The organism is Cocleimonas flava, assembly GCF_004339015.1.
GTDB lineage: Bacteria > Pseudomonadota > Gammaproteobacteria > Thiotrichales > Thiotrichaceae > Cocleimonas > Cocleimonas flava.
This window is the reverse complement of sequence record NZ_SMFQ01000003.1, coordinates 1,167,509-1,184,832: the sequence shown is the minus strand read 5'-3', so window position 1 is coordinate 1,184,832 and position 17,324 is coordinate 1,167,509. Positions and strand designations below refer to the sequence as shown.

The window sequence follows — 17,324 nt, the reverse complement described above, 5'->3', positions numbered from 1 at the left end:
CATGAATTGCCAATTTCACAAAACGAAATGGCAATCTCTTGGTAAGTAGGGAGGTGACAAAATCAAAACAAAATACTCAATTTTTACCGCTAACCAATCAACTTCTTAGCTAATCAAGTACCTATCACGCTCTGATTAATCACATTAAATTAATCCTAACGTTTAGCTTTCATATTTTTTGCACATTTCCAATACATTATAAAATTCGAACTTAGAATCATTATAATAAAGCAGTAAGGGAATTTTTATGCAAACTCAATACTATCGGCCTTTAGTCGGTGCTATAGCCATTAGTTTATTAGTACTGGGGGGGGTGTAATTCTTCATCCTCCTCATCTACTTCTTCTTCTTCTTCATCATCTGAGTCTAGCGCTAGTTCAGAAGACGCATTAGATACAACAGCTGATACTTCCACAGAAACATCGGATTCATCAACAGATTCAACAGAAACGGCTAGTGCCACAGAAGCGATAGATCTGAATAATTTTGTCACAGGCGCGCTTAAGTCAGATCCTGTAATTGTTGACTGTACTTTAAGCGATGGCACAGAAACCAGTTGTTACCAAATTACCACGACTGGCGCACCAGCAGGACAAACGCCTGGTCCGTTTTGCCCGGAAACCATTTATGACAATGGTGCTGATAGTAGCGGAATGTGGTTTTATGAAAATGGCGTAGATGGCATAGTAGAGCTAACGGGAAATTTTATTCAGGATTTAGCTGTTACTTACAATGATACTAATTGGCAGGTTTACGATCCAACAACAGGAAATGTAAGGATCACAGATACTCAAATAGCCTGCGAAGCTGCGGCGCAACCGAATGTTGCCGATGAATATAATAATTACTGTGTTCAGTGCGAAATGGAGTACCTTGAAGATGGTGTTTTATCTGCAACCTACCTCATACCTGTAACTCCAATTCCTGCAGATGTAACAGGTTCGGTCTCGCAAGTGGGTATCGCACTTAATGGTACTGAATTATCTGCACCAGCCCCTGTTGATGACATTCTATCAAACTACACGATTGCCGCATTTGATGACTGTGGCGGACACATTAATACACACCAAGGATATCATTACCATGCTGCGACCGACTGTGCTGCAGTGGGTACTCAAGATGATGGGCACTCTGCATTACTAGGTTACGCACTAGATGGTTATGGTATCTATGCAATGAAAGATTCAGATGGAAATGAAGCTGAAGGACTTGATGAATGTCGTGGCATTACGGACGATGTTCGCGGTTATCACTATCACGCAGCAAGTCCGGGTGAAAATATGTTCGTTGGTTGTTTTCACGGTAAGACTGTTGCATCTACAGATGCGGGTGGTCCTGCAGATGGAGAGCCACCAGCAGGTGGACCACCCACTGGAACAGCTCCTGAATAGGGTTTAAACAATGACAACTAAAAACGTATTAGGGATAAAAGCCCGGGGGCTTTTGTCCCTCGTATTATTGCTATCCACAAGTTACTCCTATGCGCATTCTGGTTCTACAACCAAAGCCGCATGGGATGCTTGTGATAACAAATCGAAGTCACAATCTTGTGAGTTTAAAGGCGTTCATGAGGGGCTTTATAGAGGTACTTGCCAATCAATTTCATCAAGTATGATGTGCGTAAGAAATAAGCCAGTCATTCCGAAGACAGTTGATGGCAACGAATCACATTCAACGGAGGCAACTACAAATAAATCTTCATCTACAGTGACAGCAGCTACAAAGTTAGATGGTACAGTTGCGAAAGATAACTTAATAAAGAATAACTTGGAAAAAAATAAGGTTGTAGTAAACAGTCATGCAGTCGATACATCTTTATTCGCTGAAGGCGCAATTGTAGGAGATGTGGAAACTGTCGATTGCACATTGAGCGGTGGCACCAAGACTACTTGCTATAAGCTAACAATTGCCGGAGCACCTGCTGATCCCGATACCTCGCCAGAAGGACCTTACTGTCCGCAATCGATTGCATCGAGCGCAGATGAGGGTGGAACATGGATTGATGGGGAAGGTACAGTCTACGATGTGGATGGTAAGTTTATTGAAAACCTATCGACTCTCTACAAAGATAAAAAGTGGCAGATGTACGATATAAAGACAGGTAAAGTCACCGTTATTACTGGAGAAAGAGGCTGTGAAGTTGCAGGCGATCCCCGTCCAATTCCAGGATTTAACAATTTTTGCCTAGAGTGCCGACTTAAAGAACTTGATGGTGGCATCAAGAAAACCGTCTTGATTCCAACAACACCTGTACCTGTTGAAAACCCCACTGACGTTCGAGGGCGTGACAATACCGGGGTTGCATTAAATGGCGTTCTACTCGGTCCTCCTGCTCCGTTAGCAATGATCCTCAGTAGTTATTCTCTTGGTGTTCTTGATGATTGTGGTGCGCATGCTAATCCACATGAAGGTTATCATTACCACGCAGCTAATGGTTGCTCTGAGATTGGTATCCAAAAAGATGGGCATTCACCAATGATTGGCTATGCCTTAGATGGTTATCCCATTTTTGCAAAGACAGATAAAAGTACCTTAGAAGCAAAAGGGCTTGATGAGTGTGGTGGAGAAACCGATGACACCCGTGGCTATCATTATCATGCATCTGCTCCTGGTAAGAACGAAATCTTTGGCTGTTTTATGGGTGAAAAAGGTTCTTTTGAAGGAGGATCAGATCAAGGAGGGCTAAACCATGGGAGACCAGGAGGTCCAAGACCTGAACATGGGCCAGGCAATACACCAGACAAAGCACCTGAAAATGATTGAGTATATAAGCTTCAATAATTTCCCAATCTTCTCTTAAAACATATCATCAAACGATGACTCTCTAGATAATGCCTAATACTCTAGAGAGTTATTTTTTCAAAATATCAAAATAAATCATGTGCTTGAGAAAAGACAATCAGAATGCCTGACGATACAAAGTTATCGGAGTAAAGAGAAAAAGATAGGAAAAATAGTCCTAAAGTGGGGGGGTGACTTTAACTCTGTTTTTTAAACTGACAATACGCAAAAATGAGCTATAGTAGTGCTTCAATTTATTTTTTTGAGTTAGTTTTATGAGTGATATTCTAGATTTAGAACCGAGTCTTTCTGTATCGGTTCGTGACACTTTCAATATCGATAGCCATTTGAAAGTCCCTGCGTTTAGCGAACCTTGTGAGTTCGTTCCTGCTGTTGACGAAGCTTATCAGTTTAATGCTGATGTAACTTTGGCAATTATCGCGGGTTTTGCTTTTAATCGTCGCGTGATGATTCAGGGTTTGCACGGCACGGGTAAATCGACGCATATCGAACAAGTCGCAGCACGCCTAAACTGGCCTTGCGTGCGCTTAAATCTGGATGGACAAATTAGTCGTCTGGATTTAGTAGGTAAAGACGCCATCGTGATTCGCGATAACCAGCAGGTTACCGAATTTCAGGAAGGAATTATTCCCTGGTCATTACGTCGTCCGGTTGCATTAATTTTTGATGAATACGATGCGGGTCGCCCAGACATTATGTTCGTTATCCAACGCATTCTTGAGCGTGATGGTAAATTTACATTGCTAGATCAAAATCAGGTGATTAGTCCAAATCCAAATTTCCGTATGTTTGCGACATCCAACACCATTGGCCAAGGCAACTTAAACGGTCTTTATCACGGTGCGCAAATGCTCAATCACGCACAGCTTGACCGTTGGGATATTGTTACCTCGTTAAACTATTTACCGCATGATGATGAAGTGAATATCATCAAAGCGCGTGTGCCTGAATTTACTGATGAAAAGCTTTTGAATGCGATGGTTAGCATGGCGCAGCTCACGCGTAATGGTTTTGCTGTGGGTGACCTATCAACATTGATGTCACCAAGAACGGTAATCTCCTGGGCTGAAAACTTCCAGATATTCAAAGACATTCAAACGGCTTTCCGTTTCGCATTCTTGAATAAATGCAGTGACGATGAAAAGCCATTAGTGGCTGAATATTTCCAACGTTGTTTCGATGAAGAGCTGGAAGAATCGTATATGCATCTTTCGCCTACAAGTAAATAACAAGTAGATTAAATCTGACAAAAGTAAGAAAACAATCAGAAAAGAACCAGATGAAATACCTTTCAGATCATGATGAAACAACTGCTCAAACCAAGAGCCAGCAACAGCAAAAAGCCATAGAACTGTGCGGTGGTGTGGTGCGTGGTTATACCAAAGATGCAAGCTTGTATTTCCGTGGCCCATTTCTCTACCACAATCAACAGCGTGTGCCTTTGTATGCATGTCATATTCAGTCTGATCTTGTGCAAGACAGTTTTGTCGCTTTGCGAGGTGTAGCCGATAGTATTAATTTACGCTATCAATTCACTGACGAAGCACTGCATCATTCGCTGTTACCGGATGAAAGACTCGAGCGTTTTATGTTCGAATTACTCGAACAGCTACGCGTCGAATCCTTAGTGCCAGAAACCTACAAAGGCATGCGCAGCAATATGCTGCATCGTTTCGAAGAATGGTCACTGCGTTATCATCATTCTGGTTTAACCGAGAGCAGTATCGGTTTGCTTATCTACGTACTGGCCCAGGTATGCTGGTCGCGCTTTAATAATGTGTCGGTCACCGAAGAAACCGAAGATCTATTGGAAGCGACGCGCGCAGGCATCTCGCCCATGATTGGTAAGCAGCTCTACGGCATGAAGCAAAACCTCACCGATCAGGAGAAATTCGCCGAATACGCTTTGCAACTAGCGAAGCAATTTAACAGCATGGTGCGTGATGAGAATCAGGACGAGGACGAAGAAGAAAAAGACGTCGATACGATTCTGGAAGAAATCGAAGCGCCAGAATTCAAGCTACTGATTAACTTTGACGAAAACGATGAACATGTATTCATGATCAGCAGTGGCGAGAGTAAATCGTGGTTGGAAAATGATGCGGTTTATTCAATATTCACCACCGAATACGACAAGATTTCACAGGCAGATAAACTGGTTAGGCCAATGCAGTTAAAAGCCTTGCGCAGTCATCTGGATGACAGCATTAGCAAACAAGGCATCAATATGCCACGGCTGGCGCGTCAGCTTAAATTTCTGTTTGCTACGCCTGAATACGATGACTGGAATTATGCGCAAGAACAAGGCTATATCGATGGTCGACGCTTGTCGCAGTTAATCGCGTCACCCACGGAAAAACGCATCTTCAAAGATCGACGCGAGCGTCCACAATCCGATTGTGTGTTGAGTTTTCTGGTTGATTGTTCAGGTTCGATGAAACAGCACGCGGCAAATGTTGCGATTATGCTCGACGTGTTTGCACGTGCGGCTGATCTCTCTGGTATTAAAACCGAAATCCTTGGCTTCACCACGGGCAACTGGAGTGGTGGCAAACCGATGAAAGAATGGATCAAACAAGGCAGGCCGAAAAATCCTGGTCGCCTCAATGAAACCAATCACATCATCTACAAAGACGCAGAACAAACCTGGAAACAGGCGCGTAATTCTATATCAGGACTGATGAAAGTGGACTTATTCCGCGAAGGTGTGGATGGCGAAGCGATCACATGGGCGGCACAAAGACTATTGAAACGTCCCGAACAAAAGAAAATTCTAACCGTGATTTCAGATGGCAGCCCGATGGATTCTGCCACCAATATCGCCAATGATCCTTACTATCTGGATAATCATTTAAAAGATGTTATCAGTAATTATGAACAACAGCCTGATCTGGAAATTTTTGGATTAGGTGTTGAATTAGACCTGAGTGTTTACTATCGTAACTACACCATTTTACACTTGGACGATAATCTGAATAACGCCACCTTCAATGATATTTTGAAAATGTGGCAATCACGAATGAAGTGATAGTCTCCAAAAAAGTGCCCCTAAGTAGGGGGGTGACCTACTAAAAAATATTTTATTAACATTGCATCCTAAACATCTCAGTGAAATGTTTATATGCCTTTGTTATACACTTCAGATGTAATCCTTGATCATTCTTTTCATGTTCTCAGATCAAGTACATCTGAATAAACAGGATTTCAGTTTTGATACATAAAAAATATACAGCCGTGGTATTTTCATTTTTCATGGCACTTTTAATGTCATGCTTTATGTCATTCGTCATTACCCTTTTCAATGTCGGACTTATTGATGGCATATTAATCAAATGGTTGAAGGCCTGGAGCTTCGCTTTTCTAGTTGCCTTTCCTACTGTGCTCATCGTTGGGCCAATCGTTAGACGGTTGGTGGCGTTGCTAATTGATGATAGTTAGAAGCAGACTGTTTCTTAAATCGGTTAATATCTATTTTTCTATATATTGTTTTCGATAAAAAAACGGCCTCAAAGTAGGGGGGTGACCTTATGAGTATCTGGACCACTGAAGCAATCAATAAAATTACGGCTGACTATAATCGTTCCGCCGATACGCACCTGATTAAGCTGGAGCTGCCTAAGTTACAGGGTATTAATATCTATCTTAAAGATGAAAGCACTCACCCGACCGGAAGTTTAAAGCATCGATTGGCACGTTCTCTGTTTTTATATGCCTTATGTAATGGCAAGATCAATCAAGACACTTCGGTGATTGAAGCATCTTCTGGCAGTACTGCAGTTTCAGAAGCTTACTTTGCACGAATGATTGGCGTACCTTTTATAGCGGTGATGCCGGATAGCACAGCGCAAAGCAAAATCAGTCAAATAGAACGTTATGGTGGACGTTGTCACTTTGTTGATTGTCCGACCAAAATTACCAGCGAGGCTAAGCATCTTGCCGAGTCGTTGAATGGTCATTTTATGGATCAGTTCACCTACGCCGAGCGTGCGACAGACTGGCGTGGCAGTAATAATATTGCTGAAAGTATCTTCGAACAGATGCAGTACGAGCCACATCCTGTGCCACATACTATTGTGATGAGTGCCGGCACTGGCGGTACTTCCGCAACGCTAGGTCGTTACATTCGCTTCAAAGGTTACGATACTCAATTGCTGGTGGTGGATCCTGAGAACTCCGTGTTCTACGACAGCTATATGCAAAAAGATTCTACGCTTACTTCAAAGATTGGAAGTCGAATTGAAGGCATCGGTCGTCCTCAGGTAGAAGCTTCTTTTCAACCCGATATCATCGATGAAATGTTACAAGTCCCAGATGCCGCGAGTATCGCGACAATCTATTGGCTGGAGAAAATAATTGGTCGAAAAGCCGGCGCATCAACGGGTACAAACCTCTGGGGTGTCTTGGAAGTGGCCAAGCGAATGATGGCAAATCAGCAAACAGGTTCTATTGTGACGCTAATGTGCGACAGTGGTCATCGTTATATGGATACGTATTACAACGACGATTGGGTGAGTGAGCATCTTGAAGATTTATCGCCGTATCAGAAACAGCTGGAAACACTGATTTAAAAAAACGCCCCAAAGTAGGGGGGTGGGTTTATAAATATTCCTCGTACTATTGAACCACTTTGAGTGAAGTGGTAACTTGCGCTCCATGCAAGTTAATCTCACTTTTCATCTCATTCCAATTTTCTGGTGGCGTTCTTTTTCGTAGAGCGGTGCTGAATCACATGTGTTCAAAGCCGTCGGATGACAGCTTATGAATTTCGTAATTTTTGTCTCCGTCAGTAGAATTTAGCAGGAGTTTTAAATTATGAATAATCAATTAGATCCAAACAAAAAAGAAAAAGTATTAACCGGCGATAGAGCAACGGGACAGTTGCATCTTGGGCATTACGTTGGTTCACTTCAGCAAAGAATCTCGTTGCAAGATCAATACGAACAAACCATCCTGGTTGCTGACTTACAAGGTTTGACCGACAACGGTCATAATCCCAAAAAAGTATCTTCTAATATCTTAAATGTGGTGGCGGATTATTTAGCTGTCGGGATTGACCCAAATAAAACAACAATTTGTTTGCAGTCGGCGATTCCAGCGTTATCTGAACTCACCATGTATTATTCTAATCTGGTATCCGTGGCGAGATTGCAGCGAAATCCAACGGTTAAAAACGAGATAGCGGGCAAGTCTTTTGGGGCCTCTATTCCCACAGGTTTCTTAACCTATCCGATTAGTCAGGCAGCAGACATTACCGCATTCAAAGCGACCTTAGTTCCTGTGGGCGACGATCAACTACCGATGATCGAACAGACCAATGAAATCGTCAGAAAACTTAACAATGTGGCTGGGGAAGAGATTCTGGTTGAGTGCCGACCTTTGTTAAGTAAAGTGACACGTTTGCCAAGTATGGATGGTAAAGCCAAGATGTCTAAATCGATGGGTAACTGTATTTATCTGGGTTCGAGCGAAAAAGAAATTTCCAAAGCCGTAAAGTCGATGTATACCGATCCGAATCACCTAAAAATAGAAGATCCCGGCCAAATCGAAGGCAATGTCGTGTTTACCTATTTAGATGCTTTCCACCCAGATGTCGCCTATGTTGCAGACTTAAAGGCGCAATATCAGGCAGGTGGTCTTGGTGATGGAACTACCAAAAAGATTCTGGAAGAATGCCTGCAGGAAACTTTAAAACCTATTAGAGAGGCTAGAGAAGGTTTTACTTCAGACAAAGCACAACTCATCGAGATCCTAAAAGCGGGCAGTGAAAAGTCCAAAGAAGAATCGAATCAGGTTTTGAACGATGTGAAGCGAGCGTTTGGTCTGGATTTGTTTTAGTCGACTCAAAAAATTGCCTCAAAGTAGGGGGGTGACTAAATAACTAACCAACTAAAAGGAGAAATACTGTATGGATAATTTTGATTGGCACTGTGATCAAATAACAACGGACACTCCGGTTACTGATAGCTACCGTAACACCCAGAACGTCAGGCGTTTTTTAACCGATGTTTGTGGCCCCGACTTTAAATTTAACCGACCGTTTATGGGCTGGATTAAAAATGGAGAAGCTAAAACAATGGGTGATGTTGCCGCAGAATGGTTAAGGCGTGAACAGGATAAATAAGAATAGGTGAATCGCTGGATAAACAGTGGCGCAATTTTAACAAATACGCCACGTTTACACGATCGGAGCTAAAAGATTACAGAGACTATTTATCTGCGCTAATGCTTATGCTCATTGTTGGAATCTGTGTTTGCAGACTCGATTTTCTGGATCGGCTTGTTTCTAACGCATATCAAATCTGTTTCTGACATCAGCTGACAGGTGCCAATGTACAAGTCGCTATGACCGCCTTGGTACTGACAGGCTTGTGACTTTTGTTTCTGCTTGCATACTTCCACCGCAACCTTGTTGAGTGAACCTGAATGCGCATAAGCCATGCTGTTTGTGAGTAATAATGCAGATACCGCTAATGAACCAAGTACTACTCTCTTGATGGATGTTCTTGATACTATTGTGTGAATCATTAATTGAACCCCGATCACGATTTTGTTGGTGGGTTATTACCAGGAGGAGGTCCGTCAGGTCTGCCAGCACCACCAGGTCGACCGCCAGGAGGAGGTCCATCATGTCCGCCTGTTGCACGAACGGTTTCTCCGTGAAGGCAGCCAATAAACATATTCTCACTCGGGCTTGCTGCACGGTAGTGATAGCCTCGAATGTCATCGCTTGTGCCACGACATTCATCAAGTGACTCTGCTTCCTTGCCTTGTGCATCTTTCATCGCATAAATGCCATAGCCATCTGCGGCATAACCAATCAGTGGTGCATAGCCATCATCAGTTTTTACTGGGGCGTCTGTACATCCGGTTGAAGAATGATAGTGATATCCCTGATGAACATTAATGTGTCCACCACAATCATCAAAAGCAGCAATGGTATACGCACCTAAAATTGCATCAACAGGTGCTGGTCCAGAGAGCTCTGATCCATCTAGGGCAATACCTGTTGTTCTAGCTCGGCTAGTTTTTGCCGCTGGGATAGGAGTCGTAGGTATCAAGAATGTTCGTGAGAAATCCGCGTCTAAATACGACAACTCACATTCTATACAGTTTTGCTTGTACTGTTCCTCAACATCAGGTTTTGCCGCACCTAGGCAAGCTTCTTTAGTCGCTGTGTAACGGACTTTGTTGCTTGCTGGGTCGTATAGCTTCCAGTTTGTATCATCGTAATAACTGGCTAGATTTACTATGAAATTTCCGGTGATATCGACTAAGTCTCCTGCGCCATCTCTGCTAAACCATGCGCCTCCAGTATCAGCTCCGTCGGAGGTTGTTCTTGGGCAGAAAGGACCTGGCTCACGTCCTGCAGGTGCACCAGCTGTTACCATTTGATAACACGTGGTTTTCGTGCCTTCTGCGGTTTCACAATCAACGATTTTAGGCGCTTCAGTAAAAGACCTCTTTGCGAACATAGAAATATCTATTCCCTTTGCAGGATTAATCATCACTTTTTGCTTGGTATCATTGTTAGTGGTAGCTGCCTGTTTACTCGTATCAACAGAAGAACTGTTACACCCCGCTAACACGAGTGCACTAAAAGCAATACTGCTAATGAATAGACGATAGCTTGTTAAGCCCATGATATTTATCCTGTTTCCTTAATAGAATGAGATAACTGTAGCACAGTTAATCGGGGTACTTTACGCAACAAAAGTGTAAGAAATATGAAAATTTTTAATCTAGTAAAATAGAAGTTGTATCTTAGAAAAATAAAAAAGTGCCCCAAAGTAGGGGGGTGACTTTTTGTTTATAAATAAGCCTTTGCCCTTTTTAGATTATGTTTTATCCCAATAAACCGGGCTCGAATAAAGCTCTGAAAAGTAATCAATAAATACTCGGACCTTGGGTGCGAGTAATTGAGAGCTTGGGTATACCGCCCAGATTGCGGTATCCGAGACCAATGGAAAGTCTTTTAAAATTTCTACCAGTTCGCCGCTTTCGAGATGTTTATAAGCAATCCACTGAGAGTTTATTGTAATGCCTAAACCATCGACGCAGGCATCTCTAACGGCTTCTCCATTATCCGATCGGAAACGACCTTTGGTTTTTATGGTGACTTGCCCTTTGGGTGTTTCAAATACCCAGTTCTCAAGCCCCATTAGGTTTATGCAGTTGTGGTTTTCTAATTCTTGTGGTGTCTTTGGTTCGCCAAATTTTTCCAGATATTCAGGAGAGGCGCAGATGATTCGATTATCAGGTGCTAATTTGCGTGCGATTAATGTGGAGTCTTTGAGGTCTGAATTACGAATGGCAATATCAAATCCACCTTCTACCAGATCGACAATGGCATCTGAAAAGCGAAAGTCGATAGTCAGATCAGGATAGCGTGTTAAGAAGTCTTTTACTGCGGGCATCATGTGCATGCCGCCAAATGAAGCGGGTGCGGTCACTCTTAAGACTCCTCTGGGGAATACTTCGCCTGCACCGACCGATGCTCTGGCTGCTTCGACACTGGATAATACTTCTACCGCATGAGGCAGAAACGCTTCGCCTTCTTCTGTGAGCGATACTTTTCGGGTGGTGCGATGCAGTAATCGAACGCCTAATCTTTCTTCCAGCTTGTTGATGTGCGAACTGGAAACCGCAGGGGATAAGCCTAGCTCTTGACCAGCGGAGCTGATGTTATTGGTTGCGGCAAGTCGCACGAATAGTTTGAGATGTTCTATGTTCATGTTTTGGCTATTACCCTGCTCAATTTTATTGTTTCATCAATATCAGGTTTTCTATTATCAATAAAATCAGAAAACTGATTTTATATATTAGTCTATTATCATTTTATATTAGATAATTATACTAGTCTCACAATCAATCAAATAGAGATAGTAAAAATGAAAGCAATGATTATTAATGATTTTGGTGGACCAGAAGTATTTGAGTCTGCCGAAGTAGCAAAACCAGAAATTAAAGCAGGTCACGTATTGGTAAACATTGCGGCGACTAGCGTTAACACCGTCGATACAATGATTCGTCAAATGGGTAAAGAACTACCTTTATCACCAGATGCGCCTGCTATTTTAGGTATGGACTTTGCAGGTACGATTGAAGAAGTCGGTGAAGGTGTGACTGATTTTGCAGTGGGTGATGAAGTTTATGGTTGTGCTGGCGGTTTAGCCGATCTTCCGGGTACATTGGCAGAATACATTGTTGCTGATGCTAAGTTAATTGCTCGTAAAGCTAAAAATATCTCAATGCGTGAAGCGGCTGCAATTCCGTTAGTGGGAATCACTGCTTATGAAGGTTTGAAACGTGCAGGTATTTCTGCAGGACAGCAAGTACTCGTTCATGGTGGTGCAGGTGGTGTGGGGCATTTGGCTTTACAGTTAGCGCGTCATTTTGGCGCAGATGTTTATGCAACCGGTGGTACTGATAAGCAATTGGGTATCATCGAAAAACTAGGCGCTAAAGCGATTAATTATCAAACAGATAGCGTAGCTGATTATGTCGCAAAGCATACTGATGGTGCGGGTTTTGATGTTATCTTTGATACGGTAGGCGGTGAGAATATGACGAACTCATTTGAAGCGGCTGCTCTGAATGGTCAAATCGCATCAACCGTTTCATTACTGGAAATAGATTTATCTCCTGCACATTTCAAAGGCTTGTCTTTGCACGTAGTATTCATGCTGATTCCAATGCTATACAACCATAAACGTGAAGTGCATGGTCAAATCCTTAGTGAGATCACTAACATTGTAGAAGCAGGGAATTTAAAGCCGATTTTAGATGATAATGCATTTTCTTTAGCTGAGGTGGGTGCAGCTCATGCTCGATTAGCTAGTGGTGAAGCAACGGGTAAAGTTGTTGTCAATATCAACTAAGTATTTGTTTAGAACTAACCTGGTATTAATTAAGTAATACCAGGTTAAGTCATCAATATTTAAGGAAAACTATATGTCTTATTATTCAGTATTAGAAGTAACGCCAACCAATGAAGATTGGATCGCGAATTATGTTGCGTCTGCGAATCGTTTAGTGACAACACATGGTGGTAAATATTTAGCGAATACCCCAGTGCACGAACGTTTAGAAGGTAAGGGTGATGATGTTGCTATACGCGTTATAATTCAGTGGCCTTCAAAAGAAGCGGCAATCACATTTATGAATGATCCGGAATATGCACCTCTTCTAAAAGGACGCACTGAAGGTTCTATTAGTAATCATGTTCTTATTGAAGGTAAGGAAGATTAAACTTAAACCATTTAATTTAAATCCAGAACCCAGATAGAAGAATCATTATGAAAAGTACTGACCAAACAGCCTTTCCAGAAATAAACCGTGGTTACAATAACGTATTCCGTCCTAATAAATTGAGTGTAGGCCTGGTTGTAGCGATAGAGAACTATAATAATAGTCCCGTGCCTAGTATGGAACACCATATCGAACGTGTTCAACTGGCTGAAGCGCTCGGGTTTGCTTCTATCTGGTTGAGAGATGTGCCGTTCAATGTGCCATCGTTTGGTGATGCAGGACAAACTTATGATCCTTTTGTTTATCTGGGTTTTTTGGCGGCGCACACTAAAAGAATCTCACTCGCAACGGGCAGTATCGTCCTACCTTTGCGTCATCCTGCACATGTTGCCAAAGCAGCGGCGACTGCGGATGTGCTATCAGGTGGGCGTTTAATTTTGGGAATAGCTTCAGGCGATAGACCCGAAGAATACCCTGCGCTGAATATGTCATTTGATGATCGGGGGAAACGTTTCCGAGACAGTTTTGAATACATCAAACGCATGTGGGAAACCGCTCCTGCGTTCGAAAATGACTATGGCACGCCTTACGGTGGAATGGACATGTTGCCAAAACCATCCTCGGGTAGATTACCGTTGATGATAACGGGTGGCAGTCAGCAATCACCGGATTGGCTCGCGAGTAATGGTGATGGCTGGGTAACTTATCCGCGTAATGTGCAAGCTCAACAGCGTTTAATCTCAAGTTGGCGTTCGCGTGCCAAAGAGTTAGATGCGCCATTCAAGCCGGTATCCCAATCGCTCTACATCGACTTGGTTGAAGATGATGATGCAACTCCGCAACCGATACATCTGGGATTCCGTTCGGGGGTTAATTACCTTCGAGATTATTTATCGTCACTTGAAGAGATTGGTGTAAACCATGTGGCGATTAATCTGCGCTTTAATCAGGCGGATATTGAGACGACGCTAAAACGTTTATCTGACAAAATTTTACCTGACTTTCCGAGTTCAGGCTTTCAATCATAAGAGATTAGACAATGAAAAAGACAATTCTACTTACAGGTGCCACAGACGGCATTGGCTTAGCAACAGCAAAAATGTTGTTAGAACAAGGTAACCATTTATTGCTGCACGGACGCAATTCTCAAAAACTGGAAGACGTGGTTAACACCTTGTCGTCTCAGGTAGAGGGAGCGAACATCGAAAGCTATGTGGCGGATTTATCGAATTTGTCTGAGGTAAAGAAATTTGCAGATGCAGTGGCTGAGAAACACGACAGTCTTGATGTGCTTATCAATAATGCCGGTGTTTTTAAAATCAATGATCCTATGACGCCAGATGGTCTTGATGTACGTTTTGTGGTGAATACATTGGCACCTTATTTGTTAACGCAACAATTGCTACCACTACTAGGTAACAATGGACGAGTCGTTAATTTATCGTCTGCCGCACAAGCGCCTGTCAGTATCGATGCGCTCTATGGTAAAGCCAGACTCGATGATATGGGGGCCTACGCACAGAGTAAGTTGGCTATCACTATGTGGTCGAGTGTTCTCGCAGAAAAACTGAAAGATGGACCCATGATCGTTGCTGTAAACCCGGGATCATTACTTGCCAGTAAAATGGTCAAAGAAGGTTTTGGTGTTGAAGGTAGTGATTTAAATATCGGTGCAGATATTCTGACACGTGCAGCATTATCGGATGAGTTTGCAAATGCTTCGGGTAAATACTTCGATAATGATTCGAAGCAATTTGCATCACCGCATCAAGATGCATTGAATCAACAAAAATCAGAAGCAGTTGTAGCTGCTATTGAGAGTATTTTAGAAGGCGTTTCCTGATTAAAAAAAGTGCCTCAAAGGTGGGGGGTGGCTTTCTAAAATAGAAAGCCTTCTTTATCTTTAGTTCTAGTTTTAACTAAACAGCTAAGATAAATTAAATCTTTAGTTGTTCACGCATGGTAGGAATATGTGTGGTGCCTCCAGCCATTTGGCTGACAACCTTTCCTTTGCTATCGCTAACCATAAAGAAGGGGACGCCGCGTTGATTGGCCTTTTGAAAGAAATTTCCCTGAGGGTCGAGCAAAACAGGGAACGGGTAGCTTTTGGCATATTGTTCTGTCGCTTGTTGCGAATCTTTGCCGATAATTACTTTCACTTCGATGCCTTCTTTTTCGAGTGTTTCCACCATATCAATAATCGTGGGTCGTAAGCTTTTACAAGCGGGACACCATGGCGCGACGTATACCGTCAGGCATTTTCCACCCAGACAACGACCACCGACTGAGCCATCCATCTCGTTATAAGGGTCTTCATTATGTACCTGCAGATTTGCGGTTGGCATATCGCTGGACTGACCGAAAAACAAAAAGACTACAAGGCCAATAATTCCCAATAGGTACAGCTTATTCATTTTTTTGACCTTGTGTTTTTTACAGTTGTTGAATTTGTTATCGATAGTATATCTTATTGTCGAATGCTGACTAAGAGTTACTGACAAGCTGTATTTATGCTTCATTTCCGCTTCTTTAAATATCCGTTGTTTTTTGTTCTAAACTCAAGGTAGTTCGCATAATTATTAATAATTGTATAAAGAAGTGGGAGAACATTCGGTGTTAGAAGAAAAAAAAACGTATGAGGAGACCTGTGCTGCATTAACCTGGGATATTCCAGAGTATTTCAATATAGGTGTGGATATCTGCGATCGTTGGGCGGAGGCTGATCCAGATCGTATTGCATTGATTGATGTTGAAGAAAATGGTGACTTCGAAGAATATAGTTACGCTGATTTAAAAGCGATGTCGAACCAATTGGCAAATGCCTTGGCTAAATTAGGTGTTGAGCGAAAAGACAATGAAATAGGTGATCGTGTTGGGGTGTTATTACCGCAATGTGTTGAGACTGCAATTGCGCATATTGCCGTGACAAAAATGGCTTGTGTGTCGATTCCATTATTCACCCTTTTTGGTCAGGAAGCCTTATTGCACCGATTACGAGATTCCAGTGCCAAGGTGGTGATAACCAATACAGAAGGCGCGGCAAAAATAGCCAGTATCAGGGATGAGCTACCAGAGCTTAAACATGTTTTTTCTGTTGATGGTGCAGGCGCAAACGCTGAAAACTTTCACGATTTTTATCAAGGAGAAAGTACAGAGTTTACTCCGGTAAAAACGCATTCTGAGGATGCCGCCTTACTGATTTATACATCAGGCACGACAGGGAACCCGAAAGGGGCATTGCAAGCGCATCGTACGTTATTGGGACATCTTCCTGGTGTTGAAATGAGTCATAATTTCCTGCCTCACGAGGGTGATAAATTCTGGACGCCAGCCGATTGGGCGTGGATTGGAGGTTTGCTAGATGTATTAATGCCAGCCTTACATCACGGAATTCCTACGGTGGCATATCGTTTCTCTAAATTTAATAACGTTGCTGCTTTAGAGTTGATTAAAAAACACAATATCCGCAATGCATTCTTGCCGCCAACCGCTTTAAAAATGATGAGATTAGTTCCTGATGCTGAGAAGTTTGGAATAAAAATGCGCTCAGTCGCCAGTGGTGGCGAAACTCTGGGCACTGAACTTATCGAGTGGGGTGAAAAAGCACTAGGCACAACGATTAATGAATTTTACGGACAAACCGAATGCAATATGATTGTTGCCGCCTGTTCTGCTCAGGAATATCCTGCGCCAGGTGTGATGGGGCGTGCGGCTCCCGGGTTTGTGGTTGATGTGATTGATGCCGAAACCGGAGAGATTAAAAAAGCAGGCGAAGAAGGTGCCATTGCAGTCCAAGTGCCTAACCCGGTTATGTTTATCGAATACTGGAATAAGCCCGAGGCGACAGCAGAGAAAACCAAGAAATTTGGTGATATTGAGTGGCTATTTTTAGGAGATCGTGGCGTCCGCGAAGAAGATGGTCGCTTGCGCTTCGTGGGTCGTGATGACGATGTTATTTGTTCGGGGGGGTATCGAATTGGACCTGCAGAAATTGAATATTGCCTGATTTCACACCCTGCTGTGCAGTTAGCTGGGGCAGTGGGTAAGCCAGATGAAATAAGAGGGGAACTTGTTACCGCTTATGTGACACTTACAGACGGGTATAATGAATCTCCGGAACTTGCAGATGAGATTGCCCAATACGTTAAATCGCGTTTAGCCGCGCATGAGTATCCAAGGGAAGTACGCTTTATAGACGCAATGCCAATGACCACGACGGGTAAAATTATTCGTGGTGATTTGCGGAAAATGGCGACTTCAGAAAATAATTAAAC

General features: G+C 42.8%; 18 protein-coding genes. 13 read left to right on the top strand and 5 right to left on the bottom strand.

All coding sequences use genetic code 11. From position 1 onward, the window contains the following. Positions 1 to 298 precede the first annotated feature (298 nt). Positions 299 to 493, bottom strand: coding sequence for a hypothetical protein (locus EV695_RS11355; protein ID WP_131906031.1), 195 nt, complete (start codon positions 491 to 493; stop codon positions 299 to 301). A 160-nt stretch (positions 494 to 653) separates the two neighbouring features. Between EV695_RS11355 and EV695_RS11350 the strand changes: the two genes are divergently transcribed. The 8 genes from EV695_RS11350 (at position 654) to EV695_RS11315 (ending at position 8,923) form a co-directional block, all read left to right on the top strand. Next, entirely contained in the window at positions 654 to 1,391 is a 738-nt protein-coding gene (locus EV695_RS11350) for a YHYH protein (protein ID WP_207907052.1), read from the top strand. 10 nt (positions 1,392 to 1,401) lie between these two features. Next, positions 1,402 to 2,763: a YHYH protein gene (locus EV695_RS11345; protein WP_131906029.1), complete on the top strand. Its 1,362-nt coding sequence runs from the start codon at positions 1,402 to 1,404 to the stop codon at positions 2,761 to 2,763. 293 nt (positions 2,764 to 3,056) lie between these two features. Continuing rightward, positions 3,057 to 4,031, top strand: a complete 975-nt coding sequence (locus EV695_RS11340; RefSeq protein ID WP_131906028.1) for an AAA family ATPase — start codon at positions 3,057 to 3,059, stop codon at positions 4,029 to 4,031. A gap of 50 nt (positions 4,032 to 4,081) precedes the next feature. Continuing rightward, the gene (locus tag EV695_RS11335) at positions 4,082 to 5,830 is read left to right on the top strand and encodes a cobaltochelatase CobT-related protein (RefSeq protein ID WP_131906027.1); all 1,749 of its coding nucleotides are present in this window, start codon (positions 4,082 to 4,084) and stop codon (positions 5,828 to 5,830) included. Positions 5,831 to 6,012: 182 nt separating this feature from the next. Further along, on the top strand, positions 6,013 to 6,240 hold the full coding sequence (locus EV695_RS11330; RefSeq protein ID WP_131906026.1) for a DUF2798 domain-containing protein: 228 nt from the start codon (positions 6,013 to 6,015) through the stop codon (positions 6,238 to 6,240). Positions 6,241 to 6,329: 89 nt separating this feature from the next. After that, on the top strand, positions 6,330 to 7,370 hold the full coding sequence (locus EV695_RS11325; protein ID WP_131906025.1) for a PLP-dependent cysteine synthase family protein: 1,041 nt from the start codon (positions 6,330 to 6,332) through the stop codon (positions 7,368 to 7,370). A gap of 244 nt (positions 7,371 to 7,614) precedes the next feature. Further along, positions 7,615 to 8,637 carry a tryptophan--tRNA ligase gene (gene trpS, locus EV695_RS11320; RefSeq protein ID WP_131906024.1) on the top strand — a complete coding sequence of 341 codons (1,023 nt, stop codon included), beginning with the start codon at positions 7,615 to 7,617 and terminating at the stop codon, positions 8,635 to 8,637. Between the two features lie 70 nt (positions 8,638 to 8,707). Further along, entirely contained in the window at positions 8,708 to 8,923 is a 216-nt protein-coding gene (locus tag EV695_RS11315; RefSeq protein WP_131906023.1) for a DUF6434 domain-containing protein, read from the top strand. A gap of 98 nt (positions 8,924 to 9,021) precedes the next feature. Here EV695_RS11315 and EV695_RS11310 read toward each other — a convergent pair whose 3' ends face one another. The 3 genes from EV695_RS11310 to EV695_RS11300 all read right to left on the bottom strand — a co-directional run bounded on the left by EV695_RS11310 (position 9,022) and on the right by EV695_RS11300 (position 11,534). After that, a complete protein-coding gene (locus tag EV695_RS11310) occupies positions 9,022 to 9,327 on the bottom strand; it encodes a hypothetical protein (RefSeq protein ID WP_131906022.1) in 306 nt (101 codons plus the stop codon). Between the two features lie 14 nt (positions 9,328 to 9,341). Continuing rightward, positions 9,342 to 10,442, bottom strand: a complete 1,101-nt coding sequence (locus EV695_RS11305) for a YHYH protein (protein WP_131906021.1) — start codon at positions 10,440 to 10,442, stop codon at positions 9,342 to 9,344. A gap of 195 nt (positions 10,443 to 10,637) precedes the next feature. Beyond that, on the bottom strand, positions 10,638 to 11,534 hold the full coding sequence (locus EV695_RS11300; protein WP_131906020.1) for a LysR family transcriptional regulator: 897 nt from the start codon (positions 11,532 to 11,534) through the stop codon (positions 10,638 to 10,640). Positions 11,535 to 11,690: 156 nt separating this feature from the next. On the opposite strand from EV695_RS11300, the gene EV695_RS11295 reads away from it, so the two are divergent. The 4 genes from EV695_RS11295 (at position 11,691) to EV695_RS11280 (ending at position 14,893) form a co-directional block, all read left to right on the top strand. Next, positions 11,691 to 12,680, top strand: a complete 990-nt coding sequence (locus EV695_RS11295; RefSeq protein ID WP_131906019.1) for a zinc-dependent alcohol dehydrogenase family protein — start codon at positions 11,691 to 11,693, stop codon at positions 12,678 to 12,680. Positions 12,681 to 12,753: 73 nt separating this feature from the next. After that, positions 12,754 to 13,050, top strand: a complete 297-nt coding sequence (locus tag EV695_RS11290; RefSeq protein WP_131906018.1) for a DUF1330 domain-containing protein — start codon at positions 12,754 to 12,756, stop codon at positions 13,048 to 13,050. Positions 13,051 to 13,097: 47 nt separating this feature from the next. Then, complete coding sequence (locus tag EV695_RS11285; protein WP_131906017.1) at positions 13,098 to 14,078, top strand: LLM class oxidoreductase; 981 nt, start codon at positions 13,098 to 13,100, stop codon at positions 14,076 to 14,078. Positions 14,079 to 14,089: 11 nt separating this feature from the next. Next, positions 14,090 to 14,893, top strand: coding sequence for an SDR family NAD(P)-dependent oxidoreductase (locus tag EV695_RS11280; RefSeq protein WP_131906016.1), 804 nt, complete (start codon positions 14,090 to 14,092; stop codon positions 14,891 to 14,893). Positions 14,894 to 14,987: 94 nt separating this feature from the next. Here EV695_RS11280 and EV695_RS11275 read toward each other — a convergent pair whose 3' ends face one another. After that, on the bottom strand, positions 14,988 to 15,464 hold the full coding sequence (locus EV695_RS11275) for a TlpA family protein disulfide reductase (RefSeq protein WP_165874691.1): 477 nt from the start codon (positions 15,462 to 15,464) through the stop codon (positions 14,988 to 14,990). Positions 15,465 to 15,663: 199 nt separating this feature from the next. Here EV695_RS11275 and EV695_RS11270 point away from each other — a divergent pair, with 199 nt between their 5' ends. After that, positions 15,664 to 17,322, top strand: a complete 1,659-nt coding sequence (locus EV695_RS11270) for an AMP-binding protein (protein ID WP_131906014.1) — start codon at positions 15,664 to 15,666, stop codon at positions 17,320 to 17,322. Positions 17,323 to 17,324: the final 2 nt, after the last annotated feature.

Excerpts from the sequence above, each read along its gene's own strand:
- EV695_RS11295 (WP_131906019.1), top strand. The coding sequence starts at position 11,691 with ATGAAAGCAATGATTATTAATGATTTTGGTGGACCAGAAGTATTTGAG.
- EV695_RS11345 (WP_131906029.1), top strand. The coding sequence starts at position 1,402 with ATGACAACTAAAAACGTATTAGGGATAAAAGCCCGGGGGCTTTTGTCC.
- EV695_RS11340 (WP_131906028.1), top strand. The coding sequence starts at position 3,057 with ATGAGTGATATTCTAGATTTAGAACCGAGTCTTTCTGTATCGGTTCGT.
- EV695_RS11350 (WP_207907052.1), top strand. The coding sequence starts at position 654 with ATGTGGTTTTATGAAAATGGCGTAGATGGCATAGTAGAGCTAACGGGA.
- EV695_RS11275 (WP_165874691.1), bottom strand. The coding sequence starts at position 15,464 with ATGAATAAGCTGTACCTATTGGGAATTATTGGCCTTGTAGTCTTTTTG.
- EV695_RS11285 (WP_131906017.1), top strand. The coding sequence starts at position 13,098 with ATGAAAAGTACTGACCAAACAGCCTTTCCAGAAATAAACCGTGGTTAC.
- EV695_RS11310 (WP_131906022.1), bottom strand. The coding sequence starts at position 9,327 with ATGATTCACACAATAGTATCAAGAACATCCATCAAGAGAGTAGTACTT.
- EV695_RS11315 (WP_131906023.1), top strand. The coding sequence starts at position 8,708 with ATGGATAATTTTGATTGGCACTGTGATCAAATAACAACGGACACTCCG.
- EV695_RS11300 (WP_131906020.1), bottom strand. The coding sequence starts at position 11,534 with ATGAACATAGAACATCTCAAACTATTCGTGCGACTTGCCGCAACCAAT.
- EV695_RS11305 (WP_131906021.1), bottom strand. The coding sequence starts at position 10,442 with ATGGGCTTAACAAGCTATCGTCTATTCATTAGCAGTATTGCTTTTAGT.
- trpS (WP_131906024.1), top strand. The coding sequence starts at position 7,615 with ATGAATAATCAATTAGATCCAAACAAAAAAGAAAAAGTATTAACCGGC.
- EV695_RS11290 (WP_131906018.1), top strand. The coding sequence starts at position 12,754 with ATGTCTTATTATTCAGTATTAGAAGTAACGCCAACCAATGAAGATTGG.
- EV695_RS11280 (WP_131906016.1), top strand. The coding sequence starts at position 14,090 with ATGAAAAAGACAATTCTACTTACAGGTGCCACAGACGGCATTGGCTTA.
- EV695_RS11335 (WP_131906027.1), top strand. The coding sequence starts at position 4,082 with ATGAAATACCTTTCAGATCATGATGAAACAACTGCTCAAACCAAGAGC.
- EV695_RS11325 (WP_131906025.1), top strand. The coding sequence starts at position 6,330 with ATGAGTATCTGGACCACTGAAGCAATCAATAAAATTACGGCTGACTAT.